The 12,687-nt window shown below is 74.2% G+C and carries 11 protein-coding genes and 1 pseudogene; 9 read left to right on the forward strand and 3 right to left on the reverse strand.

Going from position 1 to position 12,687, the window contains the following annotated elements:
- Positions 1-194 precede the first annotated feature (194 nt).
- The 4 genes from ACSU6Z_RS16475 to ACSU6Z_RS16490 are packed head-to-tail and all read left to right on the forward strand — an operon-like array spanning position 195 to position 5,381.
- The gene (locus ACSU6Z_RS16475) at positions 195-956 is read left to right on the forward strand and encodes a redox-sensing transcriptional repressor Rex (RefSeq protein ID WP_437046464.1); all 762 of its coding nucleotides are present in this window, start codon (positions 195-197) and stop codon (positions 954-956) included.
- Positions 953-2,668 carry a glutamyl-tRNA reductase gene (locus tag ACSU6Z_RS16480; protein WP_437046466.1) on the forward strand — a complete coding sequence of 572 codons (1,716 nt, stop codon included), beginning with the start codon at positions 953-955 and terminating at the stop codon, positions 2,666-2,668. Before ACSU6Z_RS16475 ends, ACSU6Z_RS16480 begins: the two co-directional genes overlap by 4 nt.
- Complete coding sequence (gene hemC / locus ACSU6Z_RS16485; protein WP_437046468.1) at positions 2,665-3,660, forward strand: hydroxymethylbilane synthase; 996 nt, start codon at positions 2,665-2,667, stop codon at positions 3,658-3,660. The genes ACSU6Z_RS16480 and hemC overlap by 4 nt, the downstream gene beginning before the upstream one ends.
- Positions 3,657-5,381, forward strand: a complete 1,725-nt coding sequence (locus ACSU6Z_RS16490; protein WP_437046470.1) for a uroporphyrinogen-III synthase — start codon at positions 3,657-3,659, stop codon at positions 5,379-5,381. The genes hemC and ACSU6Z_RS16490 overlap by 4 nt, the downstream gene beginning before the upstream one ends.
- A gap of 168 nt (positions 5,382-5,549) precedes the next feature.
- Here the strand turns inward: ACSU6Z_RS16490 and ACSU6Z_RS16495 are convergent, their stop codons facing one another.
- Positions 5,550-5,744: a DUF397 domain-containing protein gene (locus tag ACSU6Z_RS16495; RefSeq protein WP_437046472.1), complete on the reverse strand. Its 195-nt coding sequence runs from the start codon at positions 5,742-5,744 to the stop codon at positions 5,550-5,552.
- Positions 5,741-6,574 carry a helix-turn-helix domain-containing protein gene (locus ACSU6Z_RS16500; RefSeq protein ID WP_437046473.1) on the reverse strand — a complete coding sequence of 278 codons (834 nt, stop codon included), beginning with the start codon at positions 6,572-6,574 and terminating at the stop codon, positions 5,741-5,743. Before ACSU6Z_RS16500 ends, ACSU6Z_RS16495 begins: the two co-directional genes overlap by 4 nt.
- Before the next feature lie 161 nt (positions 6,575-6,735).
- On the opposite strand from ACSU6Z_RS16500, the gene ACSU6Z_RS16505 reads away from it, so the two are divergent.
- The 3 genes from ACSU6Z_RS16505 (at position 6,736) to hemB (ending at position 9,759) form a co-directional block, all read left to right on the forward strand.
- Positions 6,736-7,164: an ATP-binding protein gene (locus tag ACSU6Z_RS16505; protein ID WP_437046475.1), complete on the forward strand. Its 429-nt coding sequence runs from the start codon at positions 6,736-6,738 to the stop codon at positions 7,162-7,164.
- Positions 7,165-7,456: 292 nt separating this feature from the next.
- Positions 7,457-8,470, forward strand: a complete 1,014-nt coding sequence (locus ACSU6Z_RS16510; protein ID WP_437046476.1) for a helix-turn-helix domain-containing protein — start codon at positions 7,457-7,459, stop codon at positions 8,468-8,470.
- Between the two features lie 293 nt (positions 8,471-8,763).
- Positions 8,764-9,759: a porphobilinogen synthase gene (gene hemB, locus ACSU6Z_RS16515; RefSeq protein ID WP_437046478.1), complete on the forward strand. Its 996-nt coding sequence runs from the start codon at positions 8,764-8,766 to the stop codon at positions 9,757-9,759.
- Between the two features lie 34 nt (positions 9,760-9,793).
- Here hemB and ACSU6Z_RS16520 read toward each other — a convergent pair whose 3' ends face one another.
- Positions 9,794-10,594, reverse strand: coding sequence for a DUF4232 domain-containing protein (locus tag ACSU6Z_RS16520; RefSeq protein ID WP_437046480.1), 801 nt, complete (start codon positions 10,592-10,594; stop codon positions 9,794-9,796).
- A gap of 186 nt (positions 10,595-10,780) precedes the next feature.
- On the opposite strand from ACSU6Z_RS16520, the gene ACSU6Z_RS16525 reads away from it, so the two are divergent.
- Both ACSU6Z_RS16525 and ACSU6Z_RS16530 read left to right on the forward strand, forming a co-directional pair.
- Positions 10,781-12,424, forward strand: coding sequence for a helix-turn-helix domain-containing protein (locus ACSU6Z_RS16525; protein WP_437046482.1), 1,644 nt, complete (start codon positions 10,781-10,783; stop codon positions 12,422-12,424).
- Positions 12,425-12,438: 14 nt separating this feature from the next.
- Positions 12,439-12,606, forward strand: a pseudogene (locus ACSU6Z_RS16530) (PLP-dependent aminotransferase family protein); the annotation flags it as partial.
- Positions 12,607-12,687 lie beyond the last annotated feature (81 nt).

A 12,687-nucleotide genomic window follows, 5' to 3' on the forward strand; every position in this document is an offset into this window, starting at 1 on the left:
TGGGAGAGGAACGCAGGTGCGAGTGCGCCGGTTCCCGTTCCTCGCGTCGAGGGCGCGTGACCCCGGTCACGTTGGCCGGGCAAATCGGACACCGTCTTTGTGCACGCGTTCACAAAGGCATAGCCTGCATTCGACGGGGCGGTCATCTAGGGACGTATGACCGCCTACAGCCCCGCTCTACCCGCAGGAGCACCGTGGCAACTGGCCGAACACACCGACCGGCGACCCGTAGCCGAGGAATCCCCGAGGCCACCGTCGCCCGGCTTCCGCTGTACCTCCGAGCCCTCACCGCGCTGTCGGAGCGCTCGGTCCCCACGGTCTCCTCCGAGGAGCTGGCGGCCGCGGCGGGAGTCAACTCCGCGAAGCTGCGCAAGGACTTCTCCTACCTCGGCTCCTACGGGACCCGGGGCGTCGGCTACGACGTCGAGTACCTCGTGTACCAGATCTCCCGCGAGCTGGGGCTGACCCAGGACTGGCCGGTGGTGATCGTCGGTATCGGCAACCTCGGCGCCGCGCTCGCCAACTACGGCGGTTTCGCCTCCCGCGGCTTCCGGGTGGCCGCGCTCATCGACGCCGATCCCGCGATGGCCGGGAAGCCCGTCGCCGGGATCCCGGTGCAGCACACCGACGACCTGGAGCGGATCATCCGGGACAACGGCGTCTCGATCGGCGTGATCGCCACCCCCGCCGGCGCCGCCCAGCAGGTCTGCGACCGGCTCGTGGCCGCCGGTGTCACCTCCATCCTGAACTTCGCGCCGACCGTGCTGAACGTCCCCGAGGGCGTCGACGTGCGCAAGGTCGACCTCTCCATCGAGCTGCAGATCCTCGCCTTCCACGAGCAGCGCAAGGCCGGTGAGGAGGCCGCCGCCGAAGCGGGCGCCGCGGCCGCCGCCGCCCGCAAGGAGTCCGTCGAACAAGGACCCGACGGGGACGTGCCCGCCGTGATGCCGGCATGAGCCTCCTCGTCGTCGGGCTGAGCCACCGCAGCGCCCCCGTCAGCGTCCTGGAGCGGGCCTCGCTGAGCGCGGACGCCCAGGTCAAGCTGTTGCAGGACACGGTCGCCGCCGAACCGGCCGCCGAGGCCGCGGTGCTCGCCACCTGCAACCGCATCGAGCTCTACGCCGACGTGGACAAGTTCCACGCCGGTGTCGCCGAGCTGTCCACGCTGCTCGCCCAGCACAGCGGGGTCGGGCTGGAGGAGCTCACCCCCTACCTGTACGTGCACTACGAGGACCGGGCCGTCCACCACCTGTTCTCGGTGGCCTGCGGGCTGGACTCGATGGTCGTGGGCGAGGGCCAGATCCTCGGCCAGATAAAGAACTCCCTGGCCCGGGCGCAGGAGCTGCACACCGCCGGACGGCTGCTGAACGACCTGTTCCAGCAGGCGCTGCGGGTCGGCAAGCGCGCCCACTCCGAGACCGGCATCGACCGCGCCGGTCAGTCCCTGGTCACCTTCGGTCTGGAGCAGCTGGCCGCCGGTGCGGACGTCCCCGGCTGGGCCCGGGGCAAGAAGGCGCTGGTCATCGGCGCCGGGTCGATGTCCTCGCTGGCCGCCGCCACCCTGGCGCGGGCCGGGGTCGCCGAGATCGCCGTCGCCAACCGCACCTTCGAGCGGGCCGAGCGGCTCGCGCGGATCCTGACCGAGGGCGACGACACGGACGTGCTGGCCCGCGCGGTGCCGATGGACGCCGTACCGGCCGAGCTGGCACGTGCCGACGTGGCCGTCTCCTGCACCGGCGCGACGGGGCTCGTCCTGACGGCCGACGTGGTGGCGGCGGCGGTCCAGGACCGCACGGGACGGCCCGTCGCGGTCGAGGCGGGTCCCCGCGCGCAGGCCGGGGCGACGCGGCAGGCGGCGCCCGCGACCGCCGGCGACGAGGGCTGCCCGCTCGACCTGTCCGCCGTGCAGCCCGGCTTCTCCGTCATGGGGGAGGCCGCGGTGGCCGGCATGGACGCGGCGACGCTGGAGCAGCACGCCGCCTGGGTCGCGGGCGGGACGGCCGTGGACCGGCCGCGTGAGACCCCCCGCAGCGGCCCCGAGGCGGACGCCGAGCTGATCGACGCGCTCGCCGCGACCGCGGCCAGCGCCGGGCGCGTCCCCGAGGCGCGCCGGCCCGAGCCGGTCGCCGTCGTCCCGCGCCCGCAGCCGGCGCTGTTCCTGCTCGACCTCGCCATGCCGCGCGACATCGACGCCGCCGCGCACCGGCTGGCCGGGGTGCGGCTGGTGGACATCGAGACGCTCGCCGAGGCCTCCGCCGACGCCCCGATGGCGGCCGACGTCGACCAGGTCAGGCGGATCGTTTCGGACGAGGTCGCGGCCTTCGGGGCGGCACAGCGGGCCGCGCGCATCACCCCCACCGTCGTCGCCCTGCGCAGCATGGCCGCCGAGGTGGTGGCCAATGAGATGGCCCGGCTGGAGGGGCGGCTGCCCGGCCTGGACGACAAGCACCGCGCCGAGATCACGCAGACCGTCAAGCGCGTCGTGGACAAGCTGCTGCACGCGCCGACGGTACGGGTCAAGCAGCTCGCGGCCGAGCCCGGCGGAGCCGGGTACGCCGACGCGCTGCGCACCCTGTTCGACCTCGACCCCGAGACGGTGGCCGCCGTCTCCCGGGCCGACGGCGGCCACAACACCGAGAACAACGGCAAGAACCGAGGGCCGGCATGACTGAGAAGGCACTGAGGCTGGGAACCAGGCGCAGCAAGCTCGCCATGGCCCAGTCCGGGCAGGTGGCGGACGCCGTGAGCCAGGTGACCGGGCGGCCCGTCGAGCTCGTCGAGATCACCACGTACGGCGACACGTCGCGCGAGCACCTCGCGCAGATCGGCGGCACGGGCGTGTTCGTGACCGCGCTGCGCGACGCGCTGCTGAGGGGCGAGGTGGACTTCGCGGTTCATTCGCTCAAGGACCTGCCGACCACGCAGCCCGAGGAGCTGGTCCTGGCCGCCGTACCGGTGCGCGAGGACCCGCGGGACGTGCTCGTCGCGCGGGACGCGCTGAAGTTCACCGACCTGCCGCGCGGGTCGCGCGTCGGCACGGGTTCGCCGCGCCGGATGGCGCAGCTGAACGCGTACGCGCGGGCCCACGGGATGGAGATCGAGACGGTCCCCATCCGCGGCAACGTCGACACGCGGATCGGATACGTCCGCAGCGGTGAGCTGGACGCCGTCGTGCTCGCCGCCGCCGGGATGAACCGGATCGGCCGCATCGAGGAGGCGACCGACTTCCTGTCGGTCGACACGGTGCTGCCCGCCCCCGGCCAGGGGGCCCTGGCGATCGAGTGCGCCGCGGCCGACGCGGACCTGATCGCCGCGCTCGCCGAGCTCGACGACCCGTTCACGCGGGCCGCCGTGACGGCCGAGCGGTCACTGCTCGCCGCCCTGGAAGCCGGTTGCAGCGCCCCCGTGGGCGCACTGGCCGACCTTCCCCCGCTCTCGGCTCCGCTGGAGCGGGGGGACCCCCAGGCCGACAGGCAGATCGTCAAGGAAATGCGCCTGCGGGGCGTCGTCGGCACGACCGACGGCACCACGCTGGTGCAGCTGTCCACCACCGGTCCCGTGCCCGAGACGCACGACAGGGCAGTGGCACTCGGCCGCGAACTCGCCGCCGAGATGCTCGCCCAGGGCGCGGCCGGTCTGATGGGGGAGCGAGCACATTGAACCCCACCACCCTTCCCGTCGGTCCGGAACACGGGCACGTCACCTTCCTGGGTGCCGGACCCGGAGACCCGGGACTGCTGACCCTGCGCGCCGTGGAGGCGCTGGCGAACGCGGACGTCCTCGTCGCCGAGCACGAGGTGCTCGACGTCGTCCGCAAGCACGCCAGGCAGGGGGTCGCCGAAGTGCGCACGGACGCGGATCCCTCGGATCCGGCCGGTTCCCCCTCCGGGCCGCTTCCGGGCACAGGCACGCCCCAGCTGAAGGTAGTTGACGACACGTCAACCACCGCCGGCGTTCCCGCTGTGCGGGATGCCGCACATCTTGTCATGGAGGCCGCGCGGGGCGGCAGGCGGGTCGTGCGTGCGGTGTCCGGGGACCCCGGGCTCGACGCGGACGCCGCCGAGGAGATGCTGGCCTGCGCCGCGGCCGGGGTGCCCTTCGAGGTCGTCCCGGGCGTCGCCGCGGCCGTCGGCGTGCCGGCGTACGCCGGTGTGCCGCTGCGGGACGCCCACGGCGCCGACGTGCGGTTCGTGGACGCCCGGACCGCCTCGGACCGCTGCTGGACCGAGGTGGGCGCCTCCGACGGCACGGTCGTCGTCTCCACGACGCTGGACTCCGTGGCGGCCGCCGCGGGCGAGCTGGTGTCGGCCGGCCGCAAGCCGGACACCCCGCTGACCGTCACCGTCGCCGGTACGACGACCCGGCAGCGCACCTGGACCGCCACCCTCGGCACCATCGCGCAGACGCTGAAGCAGGCCAAGGTGCTGCCGTCGCCGGACGGCAGCCGGCCGGTGATAGCCGTGGTCGGCGAGCACAGCGCCCCCGCCCGGCGCGAGCAGCTCTCGTGGTTCGAGTCCAAGCCGCTGTTCGGCTGGAAGGTGCTCGTGCCGCGCACGAAGGAGCAGGCGGCCTCGCTCTCCGACCAGCTGCGCTCCTACGGGGCCGTGCCGCACGAGGTGCCGACCATCGCCGTGGAGCCGCCGCGCACCCCGCAGCAGATGGAGCGCGCGGTCAAGGGCCTGGTCACGGGCCGGTACGAGTGGATCGCCTTCACCTCGGTCAACGCGGTCAAGGCCGTGCGGGAGAAGTTCGAGGAGTACGGCCTCGACGCCCGTGCCTTCGCCGGCATCAAGGTCGCCGCGGTCGGCGAGCAGACCGCCAAGGCGCTGATCGCCTTCGGCGTGAAGCCGGACCTGGTGCCCAGCGGGGAGCAGTCGGCCGCCGGACTGCTGGAGGACTGGCCGCCGTACGACCCGGTCTTCGACCCGATCGACCGGGTGTTCCTGCCGCGTGCCGACATCGCGACGGAGACGCTCGTCGCGGGCCTCGTCGAGTTGGGCTGGGAGGTCGACGACGTCACCGCCTACCGGACCGTGCGCGCCTCGCCGCCGCCCGCCGAGACGCGGGAGGCGATCAAGGGCGGTGGCTTCGACGCCGTGCTGTTCACGTCGTCGTCCACCGTGCGGAACCTGGTCGGCATCGCGGGCAAGCCGCACAACGTGACGGTCATCGCCTGCATCGGCCCGGCCACCGCCAAGACGGCGGAGGAGCACGGTCTGCGGGTGGACGTCATGTCGCCCGAGCCGTCCGTGCACAAGCTGGCGGAGGCGCTGGCCGACTTCGGCGCGCGGCGGCGGCTGGCGGCGATCGAGGCCGGCGACCCGGTGACGCGGCCGAGCGAGCGGCGGCCGGGGGCGCGGCGGAGGCGGTCGACCACGTAGCGGTCGCCGGTCCCCTGCCCCCGGGCAGGGGAGCGTCGCGGGAACGGGCTGTCGGAGACGGTCAGCCGTGTGAAGAGAGAGCCCCGCCGTCCTCCGGGACGGCGGGGCTCCTTCTCGTACGGCCCGTGCCCGCGCCCGCGCGTTCGGGTACGGGCCGTTCTCGCCGCGTCAGTGCGCGGAGGCGTACGGCAGGAAGGTCGCCCAGGTGGTGGGGGAGAGGGCGAGGCGGGGGCCGTCGGGAATCTTGGAGTCGCGGACGAGGATGGTTGCGGGAGCGGTGGCGACCTCGACGCAGGACGGGCCGTCGTCTGTGCTGTAGCTGCTCTTTATCCACTCCAGCTCGGGGCTGGGCTTGAGGCTCATGTCTCTCCCCGCAGTTTCTCGATGAAGGTAAGGGACTCTCGTGGCGTGAGAGCTTGCGCCCGGATGATCCCATAGCGCATATCGAGGACGGTCGTCTCTTTCGGGCTGCACAACACACGGCTGATGAGCGGTGCCTCACTGAGCCCCACGGCCGTCCCGTCCTTGAGCTTGAGCAATCGGAAGAGGCCGCCGAGCCCGGAGTTCTCTTCGCTGCACAGAGGGAGCACCTGCAGGTCGACGTTGGGCAAGCGGGCCACGTCCAACAACCGTTCGAGCTGTCCACGCATGACCATCTTGCCCCCGATCAGCCGCCTCAGCGTCGCCTCGCACAGGACGAAGCTGAACAGCGGCTTGGCTGTCGCGCTGCTGACGATCTCCTGACGGGCCAGTCGCGCAGCCAGCTGCTGCTCCAGCTCTTCCTCGGTGAAAGGCGGTCGTCTGGAACCGAAAACGGCCCGCGCATACGGCTCGGTCTGCAACAACCCGTCGATGACGGAGTTGTTGTAAGAGCAGATCTCGACGGCTTCCGCCTCCAGGCGTTGCACGTCCCGCACCTTCTTCGGGTACCGCGCCTCCGCCACGTCCTGTTTGAGCGCCACGATCTTGCCGTCCGCGCCCAGGACCTCGTCCGCCGCGTCCAGGTACTCGGGTCGGGGGATGCGCCGTCCCCGTTCCACCGAGGAGACCAGTTCCTCGCCGTAGCCGATGGCCGCGCCGAACTCGGCCTGGGTGAGGCCGGCGGCCTCGCGCCACAGCTTCAGCTGCCGGGCGACGGTGCGCATCACGGCCCCGGCCTCTTCGTCGTCCAGCCCCGTTTCCCACCCGCTCACGTCCGCCCCCTTCCGTCGCGTGCCCTTCCACGGACCAACTCCGGCCGCCCCGCCCGGTCACCCCGGGCGGTCCGGACGGAACCGGGCGCGCGCCGGACAGCCGCCGGTCGCACGGGCCGCCCCGCTTCACAGCGTAAGCACGGGTGAACACGCTGAGTGACGTGAATCAGGAAATCACCATGCCGCGGACCCCCGTCCGCAGGTTCTCCGTGCCGCTCTCCGCCACCCGCCGGGGCGCCCGTCTCGCCCGGCTGCTCGCCGTCGAGCGGCTGGGCGCCTGGGGGCTGCCGCCGGACCCGGCCCGGCTGATCGTGGCCGAACTCGCCGCGAACGCCGCCGTGCACGGCAAGGTCCCCGCGCGCAGCTTCCGCCTCGCCCTCACGGTCACCGCGTGCGGGGTGCTGCGTATCGAGGTGACCGACGCCAAGGGGGAGAGCGTGCCCAGGTGCCGGGAGGCCGCGCCGGAGCCCGCCGAGTCGGGCTACGGCCTGCTGCTGGTCGGGGAGCTGGCGGACCGCTGGGGTGTGCGGACCGGGCCGGTGCCGTGCAAGACCGTGTGGGCCGAGATCGACCTCGGCGACCGCCGGTGACCCGCTGCCGACGGGCCCGCACCGGCGCCCGGAAACACGTGATCCGGTGCGACGCCGGCCGGGGCCGCGGGCGGTAAAAGACCAAAGAACCCCGGGAAAAAACCCTCCCAACCGACCAAACCTCGCGTGTGTCACCCGGGCGGGTGAAACCGGTCGGTGCGGCTGGCGCGCCGGTGGCCCGGACGTGCAGTCTCGCCGCAGGCACCACCACAACCCCACACATGCATCGGCCCCCGCCGGGACGGCAATCCCAGTGCGAGGGCCTGACCATCGAGGAAGCGAGCCCTTCCCCATGGCTGAGACGAAGCCTAGCGCCGTCGCGCGCCCGGATCAGGGTGTTCGGCGGACCGCCACCCCCTCCGGTGTCACCCACGTACGGGCGTACCAACCCGACCGGTACACGATCGTCGGCAACCACCTCGCCCAGCACCGCGAGCTGTCGCTGACCGCCATCGGGCTGGCCACCCACATCCTGTCGCTGCCGGAGGGCGCCCCGGTCGACATCCGCAGCCTCGCCGAGCGCTTCCCCGAGGGGCGGGACCGCATCGCCTTCGCCCTGCGGGAGCTGGAGGCGCACGGCTACCTGGAGCGGGTCCGGGAGCGCACGGAAGCGGGCCGCCTGTACACGCGGACCTACGCCCACCACGCCCCCGCAGCCGGGGCCGCCGTCCGTCCCGCCGGCGGTCCGGCGGCCGGTCCGGTGGTAGGTCCGGTGGTCGGTCCGGTGGTAGGTCCGGTGGTCGGTCCACAGGTCCGGGAAACGGTCCGGGAAAGCGGCCGGGTCTCCGTCCTCCCGGACGCGCCCGCGACCGGCGGTGAACCGGAACCGCCCGCACCTCCCGTGCCGCCCGCACTACCCGTCCCGCCGGAGGTGGACGGCTCCGAGCGCGCACCCCGCGACCGGCACCACGACAGGGCCGTCGCCCTGCTCGCGGGGCTGCGCCGCACCGACGACCGGCTCACCCTCTCCCGGCGGCAGGTGGACCGGCTCGCTCCCGCCGTCGCCGCCTGGTTCGCCGGGGGTGCCACGACCGCCGCCGTCCACCGCGTCCTGACCACCGGCCTCCCCGAGGACATGCGGCACCCGGCCGGGGTGCTCGCCCACCGCCTCGGCGAACTGCCGCCCCCGCTCCCGCCCGCAAGTCCACCGGCCGCGCCCGCCGGCACCGGAGCCACCCGCCACCGCCCCCACCCCCTCCAGACGTGCGACGGCTGCGAGCGGGCCTTCCGCGCCCCGCACCCCGGCCGCTGCCGGGACTGCCGGTGCCGGCCACCGGCGGCGGGCGAGCCGCTCCGGGCGGCTTGACCGGCCCCGGCCACCCGGAGCCACCCGTGAGCCACCCCGGGGCGACCGTGGGGCCGAAGCACGGCGGGTCCGCCGGATCGCGGGCGGGCTCGGCACGGCGCGGACGGTCGTGGACGTCCGGAGCGCGGGCGCGTGAGAGGGGGCGTACGCGTGGCCGTACCGGGTGTCCGGGGACCGATCGTTCCCGGACTTTTCCTCCCGGCACGATCCTTCGGCGGAGCCGCCGCACGCGGGCGTCCGCACCGACGGTGCGTCGGCAAAGGCGGTGCCGGAGCGGGCGTAGCGTAGGTGATATGACGACGTACGGATCCTTCCCCGGCACCCGGCCCCGGCGTCTGCGGACCACTCCGGCCATGCGCCGCATGGTCGCCGAGACCCGGCTGCACCCCGCCGACCTCATCCTCCCCGCCTTCGTCCGCGAGGGCGTGAGCGAACCGGTGCCGATCGCGGCGATGCCGGGCGTCGTGCAGCACACCCGGGACACCCTGAAGAAGGCCGCCGCAGAGGCGGTGGAGGCGGGCATCTCCGGGATCATGCTGTTCGGCGTGCCCGAGGAGGAGAAGAAGGACGCCCTCGGCACGGCCGGCACCGACCCGGACGGGATCCTCCAGGTCGCCCTGCGGGACGTGCGGGCCGAGGTCGGGGACGAGCTGCTCGTCATGTCCGACCTGTGCCTGGACGAGTTCACCGACCACGGGCACTGCGGGGTCCTCGACGAGCACGGGCGCGTGGACAACGACGCGACCCTGGAGCGGTACGCCGAGATGGCGCAGGTGCAGGCCGACGCGGGCGCCCACGTCGTCGGCCCCAGCGGGATGATGGACGGCCAGATCGGCGTCATCCGCGACGCGCTGGACCAGATCGGGCGGGAGGACGTGGCGATCCTCGCCTACACCGCCAAGTACGCGTCCGCCTTCTACGGGCCCTTCCGGGAGGCCGTCGGGTCGTCCCTGAAGGGGGACCGCAAGACGTACCAGCAGGACGCGGCGAACGTCCGGGAGTCGCTGCGGGAGCTGGCGCTGGACCTGGAGGAGGGCGCCGACATGGTGATGGTCAAGCCGGCCGGGCCCTACCTCGACATCCTGGCGCGGGTCGCGGACGCCGTGGACGTGCCGGTCGCCGCGTACCAGATCTCCGGCGAGTACTCGATGATCGAGGCCGCCGCCGAGAAGGGCTGGATCGACCGGGACCGGGCGATCCTGGAGACGCTGACCGGCATCAAGCGGGCCGGTGCGCGCAACATCCTCACCTACTGGGCGACCGAGGTGGCGCAGCGGCTGGGGCGGTAGCCCCGGCCGCCGCGGACCGGCACCCGGCCCGGCCTCAGTAGGCCAGGGCGTCGTCCATGCTCGACCGCCAGTACGTCACCCTCAGGGAGCTGTCGTAGTAGACGCCCCCGGCGGGCAGGGACGGCGTCGCCACCGCGCCGCCGTCGCTGTTGGGGGTGGCGCCGTGGAAACGGACCGTCAGGCGGTGGCCGGTGCCGCCGCCGTCGCCGCTGCCGTCGGCGGCCGACAGCAGGACGCCCGCGTAACCGGACTCGCCGGGCGCCAGGGAGACCACCGCCTGCGGCCGGGACTCCGCGAACGGCTGCGGCGCCCACTGCATCTCGTCGAAGCGGAGCACCGGGTAGTAGGTCAGGTCGCACACCTTCGAGCCGGTGTTGCGCACCGTGAGCAGCATGTGGTTGACCGGTCGGGAGACCTTCCGGGCGGTGACGGCGGTGTTGGAGCCGTTGCACAGGACGTGGTTCTCGGGGGCGTAGGGATCGGACGTGTCGCCCCGGCCCGCGGACGGGGCCTTCCCGGCGCCGGAGGACGCACCGGCGCCACCCGTGCCGGTGCCCGCGGACGCGCCGGTGGACCTGCCGGCGGACGAGCCGCCCGCGGTGGGCGCGTCCCGCTGCGCCGAGCCACCGGAGGAGGTGCCCGCGCTCGCGGACCCGCCGGCGGCCGGCGCCGACGCCGCGGGCGACGCGGGCGTGGAGGCGCCCTCGTCCCGGACTCCCGTGCCGTCGTTGCAGGCGGTCAGCGCGAGGGCGGCGAGGGTCACGCCGGCCGCGGCGAGGAGATGGGCGCGGGGGCCGGACGTGCGGGCGGTGCGGGCGGTGCGGAACGTACGCATGGCTGATTTCCCTTTCGAGGGGTGAACCGGAGCGGGCTGCTCGACCGGGTGCCGGGAGCGGCGTGCTTGGATGGCCAGAGCTTGTCCGGCAATCTGTCCCAGGCGCCATGGTTGACGGGGAATCAGGGACGCTGGAACGCCGGCAAGGGCTTGACCAGGGGAAACGACCATTCCCTGGAACGCGGGATGGGACAGGGGGAAGGACGGACCGTGACCGGAGACACCGCCGCCGCGGAGTTCGCCGCGCTGCTGAGGGAGCTGAAGGGGCGCTCCGGGCTGAGCTACGGGACGCTCGCCAAGCGGTTGCACGTGAGCACGTCCACACTGCACCGCTACTGCAACGGGGACGCCGTCCCCACGGACTACGCGCCCGTGGAGCGGCTGGCCCGGCTGTGCAAGGCCTCCCCCGGGGAGCTGGTGGACCTGCACCGGCGCTGGGTGCTGGCGGACGCGACGCGGGGGCGGAAGGGGGCCGGGGCGGCCGGTCCCCCCGGGGTCCCCGGGGCCTCCGGGGCCCCCGGTTCTTCTGACCCTTCCGGTTCCTCCGGTTCCGACGGGTCGTCCGTCTCCGACGGGTCGTCCGGACCTGACAGGGCGTCCGGCCCCGATGGCACGTCCGGTCCTGACGGATCGTCCGGTTCCGGCGGTTCGTCCGCGGAGGTCCGGCGGTCCGAGGGCACCTCGCCCTCCGGGGGAACCTCGCCCGAGGAAGCCCCGCGGCCGGAGGAGTCCCCCTCCTCTGAGGAGCCCCGGCCCTCGGGGGAGCCCCGGCCCTCGGAGGAGCTCCGGCCGCCGGTCGAACTGGAGCGGCCGCACTCCCCGGAGCGGTTCCCGGAGCGGCCCGTGCCCTCGCGCGCCCGCCGCCGCACCCGCGGCGCGCTCGTCGCCGGGATCGCCGTGGCCGCCGTCGCCGGTGCCGTCACCCTGGCCGTGAGCCTGTCCTCCGGCGGGGCGGACGAGGACCGGCGCGGTCCCGCCGGCGCCGTGTCCGTCGAGGCGCGGGGGGCGGGCGGCGCCCGGGTGTCCGCGTCGCCGTCCCGTCCGGCGTCGCCGTCCGCCTCCCCCTCGCGCAAGAAGAACGCCGAGGGCGCCGAGGACGGCAAGGACGGCGGGGACGGGAGCGCGGCGGACGGGACCGGCCCGGCCGCCTCCCCGAGCGGCAACCGGGGGGAGGGCGGTGCCGGCGAGGGCTCGGCCGTCACCGGCACCAGGGCCGGCGCTCCGCTGACCGTGTCGGTGCAGCCGTACACCTGGGAGAACCCCTGCGACCAGCGCTACCTGGTGAACCGGCCGCCGGCGCGGGTGGCCCCGCCGCCGACGGAGCAGGACGCGCCGGCCTGGGTGGCCGCGATGGGGGCGGTGCCGTCGGGGAGGCAGTTCCTGACGCTCACCGTCCAGGGCACCGGCGAGGAGACGGTGGTCGTGAAGGACCTGAAGGTGCGCACGGTAGGCAAGCGGTCGCCGCTCGCCTGGAACGACTACGTCATGGGGTATCCCGGCGTCGGCTGCGGGGGAGGCGTCACGACCCGGTCCTTCGCCGTGGCCCTGGACGCCGCCCGCCCCGCCGTCGTCCCCCAGGCGGGGGGCGACGACTTCCCGTTCAAGGTGTCCGAGTCCGACCCGGAGGTGTACTACGTCCTGGCCGACGCCTCCGCCTACGACGTGAGCTGGTACCTGGAGCTGGAGTGGTCCAGCGGCTCCCGGAGCGGAACGCTGGAGATCGGCGACGACGGGCGGCCGTTCCGCACCAGCGGCAACAACGGGCGGCCGGCGTACGAGTTCCCGCTCGGCGGCGAGAAGTGGGTGAAGGAGGGGACGACGGTCGGGTGAGCCGGGGCCGGCCGGACCGTCCCCGGCTGCTGCCGGCGGTGGTCCGGCACCAGGCGGCGTACGTGCCCGGGGCCCCCTTCCACGCCGGTGAGCCGGACCGCTCGACGCTGCGGCCGTGCTTCGTGACGCGGACGCCGCAGGAGATCGCGGAGGGGCCGCGGAGGCTGGGGGAGGGGCTGCGAGAAGGCGCGGCCGAGGGGGTCGGGGCGCCGGCCCGGGACCGGAGGGGTCCGGAAGGCCCAGGACCGGCGACGGAGGCCGGT

The sequence above is a fragment of the Streptomyces sp. enrichment culture genome, from assembly GCF_964273145.1.
Lineage (GTDB): Bacteria > Actinomycetota > Actinomycetes > Streptomycetales > Streptomycetaceae > Streptomyces.

Coding starts and splice junctions, on each gene's coding strand:
- hemB (WP_437046478.1), top strand. CDS start 8,764: ATGACGACGTACGGATCCTTCCCCGGCACCCGGCCCCGGCGTCTGCGG.
- ACSU6Z_RS16480 (WP_437046466.1), top strand. CDS start 953: ATGAGCCTCCTCGTCGTCGGGCTGAGCCACCGCAGCGCCCCCGTCAGC.
- ACSU6Z_RS16520 (WP_437046480.1), bottom strand. CDS start 10,594: ATGCGTACGTTCCGCACCGCCCGCACCGCCCGCACGTCCGGCCCCCGC.
- ACSU6Z_RS16525 (WP_437046482.1), top strand. CDS start 10,781: ATGGGACAGGGGGAAGGACGGACCGTGACCGGAGACACCGCCGCCGCG.
- hemC (WP_437046468.1), top strand. CDS start 2,665: ATGACTGAGAAGGCACTGAGGCTGGGAACCAGGCGCAGCAAGCTCGCC.
- ACSU6Z_RS16495 (WP_437046472.1), bottom strand. CDS start 5,744: ATGAGCCTCAAGCCCAGCCCCGAGCTGGAGTGGATAAAGAGCAGCTAC.
- ACSU6Z_RS16510 (WP_437046476.1), top strand. CDS start 7,457: ATGGCTGAGACGAAGCCTAGCGCCGTCGCGCGCCCGGATCAGGGTGTT.